Origin of the sequence: Muribacter muris, from assembly GCF_001038205.1 — a bacterium.
Lineage (GTDB): Bacteria > Pseudomonadota > Gammaproteobacteria > Enterobacterales > Pasteurellaceae > Muribacter > Muribacter muris.
Map to the genome: position 1 here is coordinate 20,738 of NZ_JWIZ01000008.1, position 18,239 is coordinate 38,976.

Annotated in this window: 16 protein-coding genes; 10 read left to right on the forward strand and 6 right to left on the reverse strand. The window is 49.1% G+C overall.

Features of this window, described 5'->3' with window-relative positions; genetic code table 11:
* Both RO21_RS01490 and RO21_RS01495 read right to left on the reverse strand, forming a co-directional pair.
* On the reverse strand, positions 1-1,653 hold the full coding sequence (locus RO21_RS01490; protein ID WP_047976032.1) for an ABC transporter permease: 1,653 nt from the start codon (positions 1,651-1,653) through the stop codon (positions 1-3).
* 120 nt (positions 1,654-1,773) lie between these two features.
* The gene (locus tag RO21_RS01495) at positions 1,774-2,790 is read right to left on the reverse strand and encodes a Fe(3+) ABC transporter substrate-binding protein (protein ID WP_047976033.1); all 1,017 of its coding nucleotides are present in this window, start codon (positions 2,788-2,790) and stop codon (positions 1,774-1,776) included.
* A gap of 403 nt (positions 2,791-3,193) precedes the next feature.
* Here RO21_RS01495 and RO21_RS01500 point away from each other — a divergent pair, with 403 nt between their 5' ends.
* Positions 3,194-3,961: a UTRA domain-containing protein gene (locus RO21_RS01500; RefSeq protein WP_206539763.1), complete on the forward strand. Its 768-nt coding sequence runs from the start codon at positions 3,194-3,196 to the stop codon at positions 3,959-3,961.
* On the opposite strand, the gene hutI is transcribed toward RO21_RS01500, so the two are convergent.
* The 4 genes from hutI to hutU all read right to left on the reverse strand — a co-directional run bounded on the left by hutI (position 3,952) and on the right by hutU (position 9,356).
* On the reverse strand, positions 3,952-5,205 hold the full coding sequence (gene hutI / locus RO21_RS12720; RefSeq protein WP_047976034.1) for an imidazolonepropionase: 1,254 nt from the start codon (positions 5,203-5,205) through the stop codon (positions 3,952-3,954). The two genes, RO21_RS01500 and hutI, sit on opposite strands and share 10 nt — an antisense overlap.
* 3 nt (positions 5,206-5,208) lie before the next feature.
* Positions 5,209-6,216, reverse strand: coding sequence for a formimidoylglutamase (hutG, locus tag RO21_RS12725; RefSeq protein WP_047976035.1), 1,008 nt, complete (start codon positions 6,214-6,216; stop codon positions 5,209-5,211).
* Positions 6,217-6,225: 9 nt separating this feature from the next.
* Complete coding sequence (locus RO21_RS01515) at positions 6,226-7,560, reverse strand: YjiH family protein (RefSeq protein ID WP_047976036.1); 1,335 nt, start codon at positions 7,558-7,560, stop codon at positions 6,226-6,228.
* Positions 7,561-7,664: 104 nt separating this feature from the next.
* Positions 7,665-9,356, reverse strand: a complete 1,692-nt coding sequence (gene hutU / locus RO21_RS01520) for a urocanate hydratase (protein WP_047976037.1) — start codon at positions 9,354-9,356, stop codon at positions 7,665-7,667.
* Between the two features lie 263 nt (positions 9,357-9,619).
* Between hutU and rsxA the strand changes: the two genes are divergently transcribed.
* Genes rsxA through RO21_RS01565 form a run of 9 tightly spaced genes read left to right on the forward strand, consistent with a single transcriptional unit; the run spans position 9,620 to position 18,176 of the window.
* A complete protein-coding gene (gene rsxA / locus RO21_RS01525) occupies positions 9,620-10,198 on the forward strand; it encodes an electron transport complex subunit RsxA (protein ID WP_047976085.1) in 579 nt (192 codons plus the stop codon).
* Positions 10,198-10,812 carry an electron transport complex subunit RsxB gene (gene rsxB / locus RO21_RS01530; RefSeq protein WP_047976038.1) on the forward strand — a complete coding sequence of 205 codons (615 nt, stop codon included), beginning with the start codon at positions 10,198-10,200 and terminating at the stop codon, positions 10,810-10,812. Before rsxA ends, rsxB begins: the two co-directional genes overlap by 1 nt.
* Complete coding sequence (rsxC, locus tag RO21_RS01535; RefSeq protein WP_047976039.1) at positions 10,796-13,384, forward strand: electron transport complex subunit RsxC; 2,589 nt, start codon at positions 10,796-10,798, stop codon at positions 13,382-13,384. The genes rsxB and rsxC overlap by 17 nt, the downstream gene beginning before the upstream one ends.
* 13 nt (positions 13,385-13,397) lie before the next feature.
* Entirely contained in the window at positions 13,398-14,033 is a 636-nt protein-coding gene (locus RO21_RS01540) for a trimeric intracellular cation channel family protein (protein WP_047976040.1), read from the forward strand.
* Positions 14,034-14,048: 15 nt separating this feature from the next.
* The gene (gene rsxD / locus RO21_RS01545) at positions 14,049-15,092 is read left to right on the forward strand and encodes an electron transport complex subunit RsxD (protein ID WP_047976041.1); all 1,044 of its coding nucleotides are present in this window, start codon (positions 14,049-14,051) and stop codon (positions 15,090-15,092) included.
* Positions 15,093-15,101: 9 nt separating this feature from the next.
* Entirely contained in the window at positions 15,102-15,734 is a 633-nt protein-coding gene (rsxG, locus tag RO21_RS01550; RefSeq protein ID WP_047976042.1) for an electron transport complex subunit RsxG, read from the forward strand.
* Between the two features lie 15 nt (positions 15,735-15,749).
* Positions 15,750-16,439, forward strand: coding sequence for an electron transport complex subunit E (locus RO21_RS01555; protein ID WP_047976043.1), 690 nt, complete (start codon positions 15,750-15,752; stop codon positions 16,437-16,439).
* On the forward strand, positions 16,439-17,392 hold the full coding sequence (gene lpxM, locus RO21_RS01560; RefSeq protein WP_047976044.1) for a lauroyl-Kdo(2)-lipid IV(A) myristoyltransferase: 954 nt from the start codon (positions 16,439-16,441) through the stop codon (positions 17,390-17,392). The genes RO21_RS01555 and lpxM overlap by 1 nt, the downstream gene beginning before the upstream one ends.
* 31 nt (positions 17,393-17,423) lie before the next feature.
* Positions 17,424-18,176: a class I SAM-dependent methyltransferase gene (locus RO21_RS01565; protein ID WP_047976045.1), complete on the forward strand. Its 753-nt coding sequence runs from the start codon at positions 17,424-17,426 to the stop codon at positions 18,174-18,176.
* Positions 18,177-18,239: the final 63 nt, after the last annotated feature.

Below are 18,239 nucleotides of genomic sequence, written 5' to 3' on the forward strand. Positions count from 1 at the left end.
CTAACGCCCTTTTTGTGATTGGGAGATCAGGGAACGTGTCAGCCAAATGACCGGAATCAGCCCGACCAACACCAGCACAATGGCAGGCAGGGCGGCACGTTCTAATTGTTCATCGGAAGTAAAGGTAAAAACGTAAGTAGCGAGAGTATCGAAATTGAAAGGGCGTAGCAATAGTGAAGCATTCAGCTCTTTCATACTCTCAATAAATACCATCAAGGTTGCGGTAATTAACCCCTTATAAATCAATGGGATATGTATCCGCTTAAACATCGGTAAGCCGCTTTGCCCCATTGTTTGACTTGCCATATCCAACGAAGGCGAAACACGCCCCAAGCACGCATCAAGACTGCCGATCGCCATTGCCAAAAAGCGAATCGTATAAGCCAGCACTAAGGCGAACAGTGAGCCGGAAAAAATCAGCCCTACCGGCGATAATCCCATTGATTTTAGCAAACTGTGTAACTGGTGATCGGCGAAGGTGAGCGGTGAGAGTAAGCCGATTGCCAGTACCGTGCCGGGAATGGCGTAGCCAAAACTGGACAGCCCCAACGACAAGCGGGTGGTTCGGGCAAAAAATTTGCTCTCTTTTGAAAGGCGGTGCGCTAAATGGAGCAATAACGCAACCGAAACCGTGCAAATCGCTGCAATTGCAGACACTTTGAGGCTATTTAACGCAAATTTGACGAAATCTAAGTTCCACGATTGTTCGAAATAGTGAAAAGACCAAAAAATCAACCGTCCGAACGGAATAAAAAATGCCAGACCTAGAAGCCCCCAGCACCACGCCAGTGCCAAGACAGTTTGCCAGCGGGATAAGGTTTTAAAGGCGGTTTTTTTCTCATAGCCCCGCTGATAATTTTTTTGTTGGCGGCGGCTGTATTGTTCCAAACAGATAAACAGGAAAATCATCAGCAGCATAAAAATCGCAATGCGGCTTGCTGTGCCTAAATCGTGAAAACTCAACCACGAGTCGTAAATCGCTGTGGTTAATGTCGGCACGGCGAAATAGGCGACCGTGCCGAAATCGCCTAAGGTTTCCATTGCAACTAAAGCGATGCCCACGGCGATTGCCGGTCTGATCATCGAAAAGGTAATACGGCGGAAAATTTGGCTCGGCGAAGCGCCCATTATTTTGGCACTGTGGAGTAAATTTTCCGATTGCTCCAAAAATGCCACTCTTACCAGCAGGAAAATATAGGGGTAAAGTACCAATGCCAGCACAAAGCACGCACCGTACAGGGTGCGGATTTGGGGAAACCAATAGTCGCTTGGGCGTTGCCAGCCAAAAATTTCCCGTAGTAATCCCTGAAATGCACCGGAATAATCAAGCAGATCCGTATAAAGATAGGCAATCAGGTAAGCGGGCATTGCCAGCGGTAGGCACAATAGCCATTGTAGTGAGCGTTGCCCCCAAAATTGATAATTAGCCACCAACCACGCAGACGGCAGCGCAAACAGCAATGCCAGCCCGACCGTGCCAATCACCAATAATGCCGAGTTGATCACATAGCTGCCCAACATTGTTTGCCATAAATGGCGGAGGTTATCCATTTCACCGCTGAGGGCGTGATAGCCGATCGCCAGTAACGGCAATAAAATAAACAGGGCGGTTAGAATTGCCGAGAATTTCCAAGGGAGGTAACGGAGGTTCATTTTTCTGTGAATGATAAATTAAGGGGCTTATTTTAAATGCCAAAACGAGCTTTAACAAATTTTAGTGAAGATCTCACCGCTTGTTAAAGCTCGTCAATCAATTAAAACGCACTTTAATGATTAAAATTCATCAAATTTGACTTCATCAACCAATTTTAATGCTTTTTCATAGTTTTTAGCGATTGTTTCAAGTTTAAGGGTATCCGCTGTGAACGAACCCCAACCTTTGACTAAATCGGACGGTTCAACGCCGGCTTTAACCGGATATTCGTGGTTTAATGTCGCATATAATTTTTGCGCATTTTCACCGCTTAAATACTCGACTAATTTTACCGCATTGGCCTTGTTCGGTGCATATTTTGCTAATGCCACGCCGCTGATATTAACGTGTGTGCCGTATTTGCCTGCCGGGAAGTTAATCACCGCTGCTTCCGCCCACGATCTTTGTTTTTCGTCATCAAGCATCTTACCGTAGTAGTAGCTGTTGCCTAAAGAGTAGTCGCAGATACCTTCTTTGATCGCTTTGACTTGATCACGGTCGCCGCCTTGCGGTTTGCGTGCAAGATTTGCTTTTAAGCCTTCTAGGAACGCTTTCGTTTTCGCTTCGCCGTAATGTTCAATCATTGAAGCAAATAATGATACGTTGTAAGCGCTTTTACCTGAACGTACGCAGACTTTGCCTTTGTATTCCGGTTTGGCTAAATCAAGGTAGCCGAAATCCGCCGGCAGTTTACCGACACGATCTTTGGAAGAGTAGATCACACGCGCCCGTGTGGTTAAACCGTACCATTTACCTTCGGAATCACGGAACTGCGCCGGAATATTCTCTTGTAATGTTTTGGTGCTAAACGGTTGGGCTAAGCCTTCATTGACAATTTGCATCACACGGGAAATATCCACCGTTAATAGCACGTCCGCCGGGCTTAGCTCGCCTTCTTGCTTCACACGCTCAACCAAACCTTTATCGGCAAAGATCACATTCACCTTAATCCCGCTCTCTTTTTCAAATTCTTTCAGCATCGGCTCAATTAAATAAGGCTGACGGTAAGAATAGACATTCACTTCGTTAGCGGCAAAGGCGGAAGTGGACGCTAAAGCAGACAGGGATAACGCAAGGGTTGAAAGGGATTTTTTCATTGGTTTTCCTCCATAGGGCTTTATTATGTCGATAAAAACGGCAAAATTCTAAAAGGTTCGTAAAATGCTGTCAATAAGAATTATTCTTATTCGTGCAAGGCTTACAAATTGTTGCAATTAGCCAAACCGTTTTTGCCTATTTTTCACCTTATCTGACCGTTTGTTGCCGATTTTTCCCGTATTATGTAGCAAATGCACAAAAATAGACATTTTAACAGAATGTAGGGACACACTGCGTGTGTCCTTTTATAAAAATCAAATTATTTCAATAGGTTAAAATCCGGACACACTCAGTGTGTCCCTACAAGCGAATGAAAAACAACTTTGTGCAACTGCTAATAATATTGGATTTTTCTCGAAAGGCGGTTGCACCTAAGCTGAAAAAGCCGATAATAGCCTTTTTATGATTGAGATTTCCGGCACAATGCACACAACGGCTTCCGGCAATAAGCCTTTACCGGTTTATTTGCAGATTAAAAACACGATTTTATCCCGCATTCACAAGGGGCGTTGGAAAGCGGGTAGCACCATTCCAACAGAAATGGCGTTAAGCCAAGAATTTGGCGTGTCTCGAATGACGGTCAATCGTGCGCTTAAAGAGCTGACGGCGGAGCGGGTGTTGGTACGTCGTCAGGGGTCGGGAACAATGGTCGCCCAACAGCAGTTCAACCATACGTTTATTGAAGTGCGTAACATTGCCAAAGATATTAAACAGGCAAAGCGGCAATACCGTGCCGAAGTTTTGGCACTTACCAGTCAGCTCTTTAATGCCCTGCCGCCTGCGGTAAAAACCGCTTTTCTGAACAGTGAAAAGCCAAATATGCCGGAAAACACGCCGATATTCTCCGTTGAGATTGTGCATTACGCAGATAATGAGCCGTTACAATATGAAGAGCGCTGGGTGGATAGCCGCTTTGTCCCTGCATTTTTAGAGCAGGATTTCAGTGTGGTGAATACCAGCGACTATTTAATTGCCCTTGTGCCGCTTGAAAGCGGGCAATACGCCATTAGTGCCGTTTTAGCTACCGACAATGTCGCTGCCGCCTTAAATTTATCAAGACCTTCAGCAGTGCTACGTTTGAGCCGTAGCACTTGCTCACAAGGGCAGGTGGTAACTTATGTCAATATGTGGCACGCCGGCGAACGTTTCCAATTCAGCGGTCAGCTTTGAGGCTGAAATGCCACGGCTTTGCCGCCGATATAAAGGGCTGCCAACCGATTTTGCCCGATGAGGTAACTCAAATCGGCGGGGCGATCAATATCCCACAAGCAGATATCCGCATCATAACCGACGGCTAATTTCCCTTTGTGATGTTGTATGCCCAATGCGCAAGCGGCGTGGTAAGTCGTGCCGGCTAGGGCTTCCTCCGGTGTGAGCCTAAATAAAGTACACGCCATATTCATCGCCAGTAGCAATGAAGTAGAGGGCGAAGTGCCGGGGTTGCAATCGGTCGAAACCGCCATTTTCAGCCCGGCTTGCCGCATTGCCGTAATCGGTGGGTGTTGTGTTTCCCTTAACAGATAAAAAGCAGTGGGTAAAAGCACGCCGACCGTTCCCGCTTGTGTCATTTTTGCAATGCTTTCTTCGCTTAAATATTCGATATGGTCGGCGGATAAGCCGCCAAATTCTGCGACTAACCCGCCACCGCCGGAGTCGGAAAGCTGCTCGGCGTGTAATTTAACCGGCAGTCCAAGCTGCTTGGCTTGCTCAAACAGGCGTTTGACTTGCGCAGGGGTAAACGCAATATGTTCACAAAAGGCATCAACGGCATCGATCAGCCCTTCTTGAGCTAAGATCACCAGCCACTCGCAAACTTGCTCGATATACGCAGCTTCTCGCCCTTGATACTCTTGCGGGGTGGCGTGTGCTGCTAAATAAGTGGTTTTTACCATGATGCCGTACTTATCGGCTAAATGGCGAGCGACTTTCAGCATTTTCCGCTCCGTTGCCAAATCCAGTCCATAGCCCGATTTGATTTCTACCGTTGCCACCCCCTGCGCCATCAAGTCTCGAAGCCGTTTTTCTGCCGATTGGCATAATGTGTCAAAACTTGCCTGACGGGTGGCATTGACTGTTGCCAGAATACCGCCGCCCTGTTTAGCAATCGCTTCGTAGCTTGTGCCGTTCAGCCGTGCTTCAAATTCATTACTGCGATTGCCGGCATACACAAGGTGGGTATGGCAATCAATCAAAGCAGGGGTAAGCCATTTTCCTTTCGCATTCCATACCTGCTCCGCTTTAATCGGCGGCAGATCTTGCATTTTGCCCAGCCAAATAATTTTACCTTGTGAAATGGCTAATGCACCGTCTGTTACTTGCCCGTAAGGTTCACTATCCTTTCGGTATAAATCAAAACCAAATGCTTCATTCATTGTGGCAAGATGTGTATGAGTAATTAAAAGCTCTGCGTGCATTTGCTATTCTCCGTTTAATAATTGCTGTTCTAAGATTAAGGCGAGCAGCCTTGCCGCCACTTTTGCGCCACGCCCGTCAATATCGTAGTGTGGGTTATATTCGGCAATGTCGATTACGCTGACTTTACCGCTTTGGATAATGGTTGAAATACAGCGTTCGGCAAAATCTAACGGCAGCCCTTTAGCCGCCACGGCACTCACTGCCGGCATTGTGCCTGCGTTCAAGCAATCCAGATCAATGGTGAGGTAGAGACGATCAAGCGGTGCGATAAAGGCTAAAATTTGCGATTCAATGGCTTGCCAAGTGAGACGGTAGCAATCGTTATCAGAGAGCATTTTCACTTTCAGTGCTTTTGCCCGCTCAAACAGTGCCGCTGTATTAGCAAATTCACTCACGCCAATGCAAAAATAGGGCAAGATCTGACTGCTTGCAGCAAGGTATTCGGCAATTTGGCGAAATGGCGTGCCGGAAGTCGCGTATTGATCCTGCCGAAGATCGAGGTGGGCATCAAGGTTGATCACGCCGATGTTCAGCGCAAAATGCTGTGCGGACAACCCTTGATGCAGCCCTAAAAAGCTCCCCCACGCTATTTCGTGCCCGCCGCCAATCCCGATGGCAAGCCGATTTTGCATCACAATAGCAGCAATGCTATCAGCGTATTGGTGCTGCGCTTGCTCTAATAGTTCAGGGATAATGCGATCCTCATCTTGACAGTGGATTTCCCCCGCATCGCCCACTAAAGCGGAGAGTTGCTCGGCATATCGTTGCTGTAACGCCCAACTGATAGGCAATTTGGCGAGGGCTGATTTAATAATGCGTGGGGCATATTTCGCCCCGATCCGCCCTTGATTGCGGTTTACCCCCTGATCGCAGGCAAAACCGAGCAAAGCGATAGGTTGCTGCTCAAAAGCGTGGATATGTTGATACCAATACTGTGCCAGCGTATTTTCATAGGGTTCTTGGCGACCGGTATAGACAGCCTGCTCGAAAGCAGTGTATTTCACAGACATATTTCCCCCTTAGTAAAGCCAGCCGAAAGTGGCGGCAAGTCGCCCGATAGCCCCTGCCAGAACAATGCTAAGGGCGGTACGTTGAAACCAAATTATCAACATTTTCGGCAGCGAAAGCGGAATTTGGGTTGCCAGTAAGCAAGGGATCATCGCTGAGAAAAAGAGAATACTGCTGACGGACACAATCGCCACAACAAAGCGGGTCAATGTATCGCTTTCCGCCAGCATTAGTGCGGGTAAAAACATTTCGGCGAGACCGGCAGAAATCCCTTTAGCCGCAGTCATTGGCTCGGCAAGCCCTGCCAACCACGTAAACGGCGAGAGAATCAGCCCTAATAGATCGAAGGTTGGCGTATATTTGGCAAGGAGTAAACCGACCAAGCCGATAGCGAGAATGGAAGGCACAATAGCGGCTGCCATTTCAATGCCGTCCCGCAAATTCAGCCACAATACCCGCCAAAGACTGCCTGTGGATTGCGCAGTGTGAATGCCCGTTTCAACTGCCACCCGAAAACGTGCCGTCCAGTAGAGAGGTTGTTCAGGGCGGCTATTTTGATTATCTATGCGGCTAATCGGTGGCAGGCGGGCGGTAATTGCCGTAACCGCAAAGGTTACAATCATTGCCGACCAAAAATAGAGCATCCAAAACGGCATAAGATTTAAGGTTTTCGCAATAATCACCATAAATGCAGTTGAAACCGTTGAAAATCCGGTTGCAATAATCACCGCTTCCCGTGCCGAATATTGCCCTTGTAAATAGACCCGATTGGTAATCAGCAGTGCTACGGAGTAGCTGCCGACAAACGAGGCGACCGCATCGATCGCCGATGCGCCCGGCGTACGCCAAATCGGGCGCATAATCGGCTGCATTAGTACGCCCATCATTTCCAATAAACCAAAGCCAATCAAAAAGGCTAAAATTAACGCCCCGATCGGCACAATCATTCCCACCGGTAATGCCAGTTTTTCAAACAGAAAAGGCAGCATATCTTTGCTCATTAGCAGTGCTGGTGCGTTATCCGTTAAGTAAAGTGCGGCAATCACCAGCCCGATAATTTTAAAGAGCGTGAGGATTTTGTGGGTGAGGTTTTTCCGCCAACTGTGATCAAAAAACGGTTTAAACACGCCGTATAAGATCAGCAGAACCAGCAGGATCAGCGCAATTCCTCGTTGTTGATGGACTAAATAACTGGCAATATGGTCGAACAAAATCGTATTTTTGCCCGATAATTCAAACGGAATAAAAAACATTAAAATGCCGATTGTGCTGAACACAATCATTTGTAATAACGCAATCGCACGGGGCTTTAGCGGTGGTGATGTTGTATCTGAAGGAAAGGTCATACTTCAACTCCTTATTTAATCATTGTTGTGTTGAAATCGCGATAAAAGGGGATTGGCATAAATACAAGCGGTCGGTTCAGCCTGTATTTATGCAAAATAACGGATTATTTCAGCATCGGTAAATTCAGCCCGTACTGTTTCGCCGTTTGAATGGCAAGCTCGTAGCCCGCATCGGCGTGGCGCATTACGCCGCTGCCGCAGTCATTAACCAACACACGTGCCAGCCGTTTTGCCGCCGCCTCTGTGCCGTCTGCCACAATCACCATTCCCGAATGTTGAGAGTAGCCCATACCCACACCGCCACCGTGGTGTAGCGAAACCCAAGTCGCCCCGCCTGCAACGTTGAGCATTCCGTTCAACAATGCCCAGTCGGACACAGCGTCCGTACCGTCTTTCATACTTTCCGTTTCACGATTTGGGCTAGCGACCGAGCCGGTATCCAGATGATCACGCCCGATAACAATCGGTGCTTTTAATTCACCGTTTTTCACCATTTCATTAAATGCTAAGCCCGCTTTATCCCGTTCGCCTAAGCCTAGCCAGCAAATACGGGCAGGTAAGCCTTGAAAATGAATACGATCCTGAGCCATATCCAGCCAACGGTGGACGTGGTGATTATCGGGAAACAGTTCCTTGATTTTTTGATCGGTTTTATAAATATCTTCCGGATCGCCGGAAAGCGCGACCCAGCGGAACGGGCCTTTACCCTGACAAAATAGCGGGCGGATATACGCCGGCACGAAACCGGGGAAGTTAAACGCCTCTTTCACCCCTTCATCAAAAGCGACTTGGCGGATATTATTGCCGTAATCGGTCGCCGGCACGCCCATTGTCTGTAAATCCAATATCGCTTGAACGTGAACGGCACACGATTTTGCCGCTGCGGTTTTTAGCTCGGCGTGTTTGGCGGGATCGGTTTGGGCGGCTTTCCACGCTTCAACCGTCCACCCGATTGGCAAATAGCCGTGGATCAGATCGTGAGCGGAGGTTTGGTCGGTAACAAAATCCGGTTTAATCTCGCCGTTTTTCGCCCGCTTGACGATCTCCGGCAAAATCTCTGCCGCATTGCCCAGTAGGGCGATTGATACCGCCTCGCCTTTAGCGGTATGCTCCTTGATTAACTGATAGGCGTGATCCAGATCATTCGCCTGTTTATCGACATAGCCCGTGCGTAAGCGGAAATCAATACTGGATTGTTGGCACTCAATATTCAACGATACTGCACCAGCAAAGGTTGCCGCCAGCGGTTGCGCACCGCCCATTCCGCCCAAGCCTGCGGTTAAAATCCAACGCCCCTGCCAACTGCCTTGGTAATGTTGGCGACCCGCCTCCGCAAAGGTTTCGTATGTCCCCTGTACAATGCCTTGTGTGCCAATGTAGATCCAACTGCCCGCCGTCATCTGCCCGTACATAAACAGATCTTGTTGATCGAGCTGATTGAAATGCTCCCAAGTTGCCCAACGCGGTACGAGGTTGGAATTGGCAATCAGCACCCTCGGTGCGTCCGCGTGAGTTTGAAAAATCCCAACGGGCTTGCCCGATTGCACAATCAGCGTCTGATCGTCATTTAAGGCTTTTAAACTGGCTAAAATCTGATCGTAGCATTCCCAATTGCGTGCCGCACGCCCAATACCGCCATATACCACAAGGCTTTGCGGGTTTTCTGCCACATCCGGGTGCAGATTATTTTGAATCATTCTAAACGGTGCTTCCGTCAGCCAGCTTTTACAATTTAACTGCGTGCCGGTTGGGGCTGAAATACTGCGGTTTGGATCGGTACGGGTAAAGGTTGTCATCGTTTGCTCCTGTCATATGCGTGAAATTTGTATAGACAAATTAGCAGTAAAGATGAACGACAACAATCAATTTGTAAGAAAAACGTTAAATTTTAATCAGAAATGTGAACGAGATCGCAATTTTAGCTATTCAAGCCAAAAAATTGCTCATTTCTCTTCGGATCGAGGCGCTTGCTGCGTAATGTTTGGCAAAGGGTGTTGTTCATTGGCGTGAAAAAACGGATAATATCCGCCATTTTTGCAATGATTTTGTGGGAAAAGGCGTGGAATATCTGTTATTGATTATCGGCACGGCGTTAATTAACAATTTTGTGCTGGTGAAATTTTTAGGGCTATGCCCGTTTATGGGGGTATCCAAAAAAGTGGAAACCGCTATCGGAATGGGGCTAGCGACCACCTTTGTGCTGACGGTGGCTTCATTGGCAGCCTATTTAGTCGAACGGTATTTACTGATGCCGTTAGATGCCCAATTTTTACGCACGCTTGTATTTATTTTAGTGATTGCCGTGATCGTTCAATTAACGGAAATGATCGTACACAAAACCAGCCCGACCCTTTACCGTTTACTCGGCATTTATTTACCGCTGATTACCACCAATTGCGCCGTATTGGGCGTGGCGTTACTGAACGTGAATTTAGCCAATAATTTGGTCGAATCGGTACTGTACGGGTTCGGCGCTGCCGCTGGTTTTTCCCTCGTACTGATCCTGTTTTCCGCTTTGCGTGAGCGTTTGGTCGCCGCCGATGTGCCACACGCCTTTCAAGGTGCGTCCATTGCGTTAATCACCGCAGGTTTAATGTCCCTCGCCTTTATGGGCTTTACCGGTTTAGTCAAAGTTTAATGTTAGATCAATCAATTCTCTATCTGATTATGGCGATTATCGCCCTGATAGCCCTGATTTTCGGGGCAATTTTGGGCTATTCTTCCATTAAATTAAAAGTGGAAGCCGATCCAATTGTCGAACAAATTGATGCGTTACTGCCGCAAAGCCAATGCGGTCAGTGCGGCTACCCCGGCTGCAAACCTTACGCCGAGGCGATTGCCAATGGCGATCAAATCACCAAATGCGTGCCGGGCGGGCCGCCACTGGTGGTCAAAATTGCCGATTTAATGGGCGTGGACGTGCCGGAAATGGAGGGCGAAACGCCGGAAACCAAAGTCGCCTTAATTGACGAAGCAATGTGTATCGGCTGCACCAAATGTATTCAGGCTTGCCCTGTGGATGCCATCATCGGCACAAATAAAGCGATGCACACGGTTATCGCCGATCTTTGTACGGGTTGCGAGCTGTGCGTTGCCCCTTGCCCGACAGACTGCATTGAGATGATCAAAGTGAAACCTACACCGCAAACGTGGAATTGGCAATTTGACCCGAATTTAGTCATTCCAATCGTCAATACCACCGAATTACAGCATAAACGTATTGAGGGAGGCACGCGTGAGCAATCCAAATGAGGTGCTAGACCGTATCCGTCAAGGGAGAACTTGGTCATTCCCCGGTGGCATTCACCCGCCGGAAATGAAAAAACAATCAAATCAAAAGCCGATCCGCACCCTACATTTACCGAAATATTTTTATGTACCGCTGGTACAGCACGCCGGCAGTGCGGGCGAGCTTATCGTCAGCCAAGGGCAGAAAGTGCTAAAGGGGCAGCCGCTCACACGGGGCGATCACTATCGCCAGCTCCCTGTGCATAGCCCGACCTCCGGCACGGTGATTGCAATTCAGCCTTATGTATCGTGCCACCCGTCCGGCTTGTCGGAATTAACCGTAGTGATCGAAACGGACGGCAAAGACGAGTGGTTCGCCCGTCAGCCGATTGATGATTTTTTACATCTGACAAGCGATCAGATCATCGAAAAAGTTTACCAAGCTGGGATTGCCGGCTTGGGCGGTGCGGTATTCCCGACCTCCAGCAAATTACACTATGCCGATAAACGCTGCCAACTGCTCATCATCAACGGCGCCGAGTGTGAGCCTTACATCACTTGCGATGATCGGCTAATGCAAGAGCACGCCGCCGAGCTGATTGAGGGGATCCGCATTTTGCGTTATGTGCTACGCCCCGAAGCAGTGGTGATTGCGATTGAAGATAATAAGCCGAAAGCGATACAAGCGGTCAGAAAAGCGCTGAAAGGTGCAAATGACATTATCCTGAGGGTTATTCCAACCAAATATCCGTCCGGTGCGAGCGACCAATTAGTCCAAATTTTAACCGGACTAGAGATCCCCTACGGTAAACGCAGCATTGAAATGGGCATTGTAATGCATAATGTCGGCACTGCGGTTGCCGTGAAACGAGCGGTAATTGACGATGAACCCTTAATTGAACGGGTTGTTACCCTCACGGGCGACAAAATCCGTAATAAAGGCAATGTGTGGGCAAGGCTCGGCACGCCGATTATTCACCTTTTGGAACAGGTGGATTACCAAGCGGACGAGCGTTTTCTGGTCTTTTTAGGAGGGCCGATGATGGGCTTTATCCTGCCATCTCTGCAAGCCCCGATAACCAAAACCGCTAACTGCATTATTGCCCCCGACCATTTCGAGTATGCACCGCCGCAGCCGGAGCGGAACTGTATCCGCTGCTCAAGTTGTTCCGATGCGTGTCCGGTCGGTTTGCTACCTCAACAGCTTTACTGGTTCGCCCGTGCGGAAGAACACGAAAAATCAAAGGCTTATCACCTTGATGCCTGCATTGAATGCGGTGTGTGTGCCTACGTTTGCCCAAGCTATATACCGCTGATCCAATATTTCCGCCAAGAAAAAGCCAAACTGGCTGAAATAGATGAAAAGGCGAAAAAAGCCGAAGAAGCCAAGCAACGCTTTGAAGCCCGTGAAGCACGACTCAATAAAGAAAAAGAAGCCCGCACCGCCCGTATTCAACAAGCAGCGGAAAAACGGCGGGAAGAAGTGGCAAACAGCCAAGGTGAAGATCCGGTCAAAGCCGCCCTTGCCCGCCTGAAAGCGAAAAAAGCCGACAGTGGCGAAACCGAAACGCCGAAAATCGTAGCAAATGCAAACGGCGAACCGGATAACCGTGATTTAATGGCACAGCGGCGAGCCAGACGTTTAGCAAAACAGGCAGAACAAACTGCACAGCAAGCGGTGAGTTCTGCGCCAAATTCTGCAACATCGGCGGAGATAGCGGAAAATCCCGTAGCAGCAGATATGTCGAAAAACAGCGTAACGGCTGACACGAGCGTGCAAGATGCCGATCCCCGCAAAGCTGCCGTTGCCGCCGCCCTTGCCCGTGCGAAAGCGAAAAAAGCGGCACAGCAAGCGGTGAGTTCTGCGCTAAATTCTGCAATATCGGCGGAGTTAGTGGAAAATCCCGCAGCTGCGGATATTACGGAAAATAGCATAACGGCGGACACGAGCGTGCCAAATACCGATCCCCGCAAAGCCGCCGTTGCCGCCGCTCTTGCCCGTGCTAAAGCGAAAAAAGCGGCACAGCAAGCGGTGAGTTCTGCGCCAAATTCTGCAATATCGGCGGAGTTAGAGGAAAATTCTGTAACGGCGGATATGCCGAAAAATAGCGTAACGGCGGACACGAACGTGCAAGATGCCGATCCCCGCAAAGCCGCTGTTGCCGCCGCCCTTGCCCGTGCGAAAGCGAAAAAAGCGGCACAGCAAGCGGCGAGTTCTGCGTCAAATTCTGCCATATCGGCGGAGATAGCGGAAAATCCCGCAGCAGCGGATATGCCGAAAAATAGCGTAACGGCGGACACGAGAGTGCAAGACACTGATCCCCGCAAAGCCGCCGTAGCCGCCGCACTGGCCCGAGCTAAAGCGAAAAAAGCGGCACAGCAAGCGGTGGGTTCTGTGCCAAATTCTGCAATATCGGCGGAGACAGCGGAAAATCCCGCAGCGGCGGATATGCCGAAAAATAGCATAACGGCGGACACGAGCGTGCAAGATACCGATCCCCGCAAAGCCGCCGTTGCCGCCGCCCTTGCCCGTGCCAAAGCGAAAAAAGCGGCACAGCAAGCGGCGAATGCAAAACCAAATTCACCCATAACTTGAGAACGGAGAGAAAATGATCGCAAGCCTCATTCCTGAATTTCCTTGGTCATTTCTGTTTATACAAGACTTGATTGGCACGGTTGTATTTGCCATTTCCGGCGCTATTGCCGCCCGCCAACATCGAATGGATATTTTCGGTATGTTTGTGCTGGCGTTTGTTACCGGGGTCGGCGGCGGTACATTGCGCGATGTGATGATCGGCAGTACGCCGGTCTTTTGGATGAAACAGCCGATTTATGTGCTGATGATTTCGGTGGCAGTGGTGATTGTGGCATTGGCGAAGAATGCGATCGACAAAGCCTACTGGAAAACCGGCTTGCTGATCTTCGATGCAATTGGTTTAGGCGTGTTTACCGTTATTGGGGTACAAAAAGGGCTGGATTTTGGCTTACACCCGCTTATTTCCATTGCCCTCGGTGGCGTAACCGGCTGCTTTGGCGGGTTAATTCGGGATATTTTGCGTAACGAAGTGCCGATTATTTTGCAAAGGGAAGTGTATGTTACCGCCAGTTTGGTTGGCGGTATTATCTTTATTTTATTTCGTGAGGCAGGCTTTGAAAGTAATTGGATCGATGTGGCAACGGTCAGCACCGTGATTGCAATCCGTATGCTGACGATCCGATTTAACCTGCATTTGCCGAAGATTTGAGTTTAGGAAAGAGCAATGTTTAAGATGATGAGTTCCCCGCATACCCATTCACAGCGTTTAACGGCGAACGTGATGTTATGGGTGATTGCGGCAATGCTGCCGGCGTTGTGCGTTCAGGGGTATTTTTTCGGCTATGGCGTGTTGATCCAAGTATCAATCGCGTTGGGCTTGGCAATAGTGATCGAGCTAACGGTGGCGAAGATGCGCCGTAAACTATTGACGTTCTATTTAAGCGATTTATCGGGGATACTAACCGCTTTCATTTTGGCGGTTGCCATTCCGCCTTACGCGCCTTATTGGTTAATCAGCATTGGCGTGCTGGCGTCATTATTGCTGGCGAAGCACGTTTACGGCGGGTTGGGGCAGAATATTTTTAATCCGGCGATGATTGGCTATGCGTTATTGTTGGTTTCTTTCCCGCTGGAAATGACCGCTTGGTTGCCGCCGATTTCTCTTTTAAATGAACCGCCGACCTTTGCAGACAGCCTCTCATTAGTCTTTCGAGGAGTAACGACAGACGGCTTCGGGGTACATCAGTTACTGCATGGCATTGACGGTATCACCCAAGCCACCCCGCTTGACAGTGCCAAAACCAATATCGCCAAGCAAGGCTTAGACGGTGTATTGCAAGCGGTCATTTTCAGCGGACACTTTGCAACGGGCTGGTGGCAGGTGAATTTGGCTTTCCTCGTTGGCGGGCTGTTGTTGATCTATAAGAAAATTATTCACTGGCAAATTCCCTTTGCAATGCTGGCAATGTTCAGCCTCTTGAGCGGGCTGACAGAACTACTGGACAATGCACGCCATTTAGGGCTTGCCAGCCAACTGTTGAGCGGGGCGATGATGTTCGGTGCATTTTTTATTGCGACCGATCCCGTTTCCGCCGCCATCACCCCAAAAGGCAAACTGATTTTTGGCGGCTTGATCGGCTTATTGGTCTATTTAATCCGCTATTACGGCAACTACCCTGACGGCGTAGCGTTTGCCGTGTTACTGGCAAATATTTGCGTGCCCTTGATTGACCACTACACCCAGCCCCGTTTATACGGCACACGATAAGGAAAAAGAATGAAAACCTCCGTGATTACAACACATTATGCGTTATTGCTGGGGCTGATTGCACTACTTTGTAGTGCTGTTTCAACCTTAGTGTATCAGCTCACAAAAGGGCGGATTGACGATGTGATTGCCACGCAACAACGCCAATTATTAGGCGAAGTTATCCCGCATCACTCTTTTGACAATGATGTCTTGGCGACCTGCCGCCAAATTACACTGCCCGAAGCGCCGTTTTTAAATCAGCTTTACGTGGCAAAAAAAGGGGAGAATCTGACCGCTTACGCCATTCAAGCTACCGCACCAGATGGCTATTCCGGCGATATTCGCCTGCTGATTGGCATTCAGCCTGACGGCACGGTGCTAGGCGTGCGTACCTTAGAACATAAGGAAACACCGGGGCTGGGCGATAAAATCGAAACCCGCATTTCCGATTGGATTTTGAGCTTTAACCAACGGACTTTCAGCGTGGAAAGCGAAGCGCAGTGGGCAGTGAAAAAAGACGGCGGGCAGTTCGATCAATTTACGGGGGCGACCATTACGCCACGGGCAGTGGTGAATAATGTCCGCCAAACGGCAAAATGGGTGGTAACTCAACTTAACCACCACCCTGAATGGTTGGCACAATTTGGCGTATGCCGTTGATTTTTGGGAGGAAAAATGGCACAGACATCTATTCCGGTTCAGCAAATAGACGAGCAACCGAAAGCTCCGTCCGTCTGGAAAACGTTGTTTAGGCAAGGGTTATGGACAAACAACGGCGCATTGGTGCAACTGTTGGGGCTATGCCCGTTGCTTGCCGTCTCCAATAATGTTACTAATGCGTTAGGATTGGGGCTGGCAACCTTGCTGGTATTGATCATCACCAATTCGGTAGTTTCGCTGTTTCGCAAGGCGATCCCGCACGATATTCGCATTCCGATTTATGTGATGATTATCGCCACTGCCGTTACCACGATTCAGTTGCTGATGAATGCGTTTGCTTATCCGGTTTATCAATCGTTGGGGATCTTTATCCCACTGATTGTAACCAACTGTATCGTAATTGGGCGGGCAGAGGCGTTTGCCTCAAAAAACAGCTTGGCGCATTCCGCCTTTGACGGCTTTGCAATGGGGTTGGGAATGACCTTCAGCCTTGTTTTGCTCGGCAGCCTGCGGGAAATTGTCGGTAACGGCACTTTGTTTGACGGCTTGGATTTGCTGCTGGGTGATTGGGCGAAAGCCCTGAAAATCGACCTGTTACACCTTGATTCCGGCATTTTGCTTGCGATTTTACCGCCGGGGGCTTTCATCGGCTTGGGCATCATTTTGGCGCTCAAAAATATCATTGATCATCGGATAAAGAAATAATGAGTGAAGAACGTTTTACCTACCGTATCGGCTATCAACACCGCTTCCAAAAAGCCTTTTTACACCCGAAATATTGGGGCGTTTGGCTCGGGGTGCTTGCCTTAGGTTTATTGGCATACCTGCCGTATCAATGGCGGGATAGGCTGGCAGCGTTTGTCGGCAAACTTGCGGCAAAATATCTGAAAGGCAAAAAGCCCCATCATCGTGCCGATGTTAATTTACGTTACTGCTTCCCCGATTGGTCGGCAGCGCAGCGGGCGGAGGTGATCGAAAAAATGTTTATTACCGTTGCGCAAACAATGTTCGGTATTGGGGAAATCGCCCTGCGTTCCGTTCGCCATATTCAGCAACGCAGTGAATTTAGCGGGTTGGAGATTGTCCGCCAAGCCCGTGAAAGCGGCAAAAACGTTATTTTGCTCGTGCCGCATACTTGGGCGATTGATGCCTCCGGCATTGTGATGCACACCTACGGAATGCCGATGACCTCAATGTATCACCCGCACCATAACCCGTTAGTCGATTGGCTGTGGAATGCGGTGAGGGAACGGTTTGGCGGTAAAATGCACGCGCGCCAAAACGGGATTAAACCTTTCTTGGCGGATGTCCACAAAGGCGAACTGGGCTATTTTCTGCCCGATGAAGACTACGGCGAAGCATTAAGTGTATATGCGCCGTTTTTTGCGACGGAAAAAGCGACGCTGCCCGGTTTGAATAAAATGGCACGGGTGGCTAATGCGGTCGTGATCCCGATGTTCCCGATTTACAATGCGGAAAAAGGGCGTTATCAGATCGAAATCCTGCCGCAAATTGAATTTAACGGCACACCGGAGCAGTCTGCAGCGGAAATGAACAGAGTGATTGAATACTTTGTCAGCAAGCAGCCCGAGCAGTATGTTTGGATTTTGCGGCTGCTCAAAACCCGTCGGGACGGGCAAGATATTTACCGCCGCTAACAAGCGGTCGGTTCTGGCGGAAAATGTGCAAATGAAACAGAGTATTTACGACAGCCCGCTTTTTTTCGAGCGTTATCTAAAACTGCGGGAAAATCCGATCAGCTTGAACGAAGTGGTGGAGAAGCCGACAATGTTTTCTCTGCTCCCAGAATTGAGGGGGAAGCGGGTGCTGGATCTCGGTTGCGGGGCAGGCGGGCATTTGCGACACTATTGGCAATGCGGGGCGGTACAGTTGGTCGGACTGGATTTGTCGTCGGCAATGCTGATGCAGGCGCAGCAGGATCTTGCAAAAAACGGGGTGGATCAGACCGCTTGCCGTTTCTACTGTTTGCCGATGGAGCGGCTTGCCGAGATTGAGGAGACGGATTTCGACCTGATCACCAGTTCCTTTGCATTCCATTATGTTGAAGATTTTTCGGCGTTGCTACGGCATATTCACGCCAAATTAAAACCGAAAGGCGAGTTAATTTTTTCTCAAGAGCACCCGATTGTTACCGCTCACCGTGAGGGTGATCGTTGGGAGAAAGATGCTCATAAGCAACAGACGGCGTATCGGCTCAATCATTATCGTGAAGAAGGGCTACGGGAACGCAATTGGTTTCGGCAATCTTTTCAGACCTATCATCGTACAATGGCAACGATCATAAATCAGCTCATTCAAGCCGGTTTTCGTATTGTGCAAGTGGAAGAACCAATGTTGGCGGATCAACCGAATTGGCACGCCGAGTTTAAAGATCTGCGCCACCGCCCACCGTTACTGTTCATAAAATCAGTCAAAAATTAAGGGATTTTCTATCCACACTGCCTGTGGATAACGTTGTGGATTACTTTTTTCAAAATGCCTTAA

Bases quoted from the DNA above. Each gene is read 5' to 3' on its own strand.
- lpxM (WP_047976044.1), top strand. From the start codon at position 16,439: ATGAGTGAAGAACGTTTTACCTACCGTATCGGCTATCAACACCGCTTC.
- RO21_RS01495 (WP_047976033.1), bottom strand. From the start codon at position 2,790: ATGAAAAAATCCCTTTCAACCCTTGCGTTATCCCTGTCTGCTTTAGCG.
- hutU (WP_047976037.1), bottom strand. From the start codon at position 9,356: ATGACAACCTTTACCCGTACCGATCCAAACCGCAGTATTTCAGCCCCA.
- RO21_RS01490 (WP_047976032.1), bottom strand. From the start codon at position 1,653: ATGAACCTCCGTTACCTCCCTTGGAAATTCTCGGCAATTCTAACCGCC.
- rsxD (WP_047976041.1), top strand. From the start codon at position 14,049: ATGTTTAAGATGATGAGTTCCCCGCATACCCATTCACAGCGTTTAACG.
- RO21_RS01515 (WP_047976036.1), bottom strand. From the start codon at position 7,560: ATGACCTTTCCTTCAGATACAACATCACCACCGCTAAAGCCCCGTGCG.
- RO21_RS01555 (WP_047976043.1), top strand. From the start codon at position 15,750: ATGGCACAGACATCTATTCCGGTTCAGCAAATAGACGAGCAACCGAAA.
- rsxG (WP_047976042.1), top strand. From the start codon at position 15,102: ATGAAAACCTCCGTGATTACAACACATTATGCGTTATTGCTGGGGCTG.
- RO21_RS01540 (WP_047976040.1), top strand. From the start codon at position 13,398: ATGATCGCAAGCCTCATTCCTGAATTTCCTTGGTCATTTCTGTTTATA.
- hutI (WP_047976034.1), bottom strand. From the start codon at position 5,205: ATGCACGCAGAGCTTTTAATTACTCATACACATCTTGCCACAATGAAT.
- RO21_RS01500 (WP_206539763.1), top strand. From the start codon at position 3,194: ATGATTGAGATTTCCGGCACAATGCACACAACGGCTTCCGGCAATAAG.
- rsxB (WP_047976038.1), top strand. From the start codon at position 10,198: ATGTTAGATCAATCAATTCTCTATCTGATTATGGCGATTATCGCCCTG.
- RO21_RS01565 (WP_047976045.1), top strand. From the start codon at position 17,424: ATGAAACAGAGTATTTACGACAGCCCGCTTTTTTTCGAGCGTTATCTA.
- hutG (WP_047976035.1), bottom strand. From the start codon at position 6,216: ATGTCTGTGAAATACACTGCTTTCGAGCAGGCTGTCTATACCGGTCGC.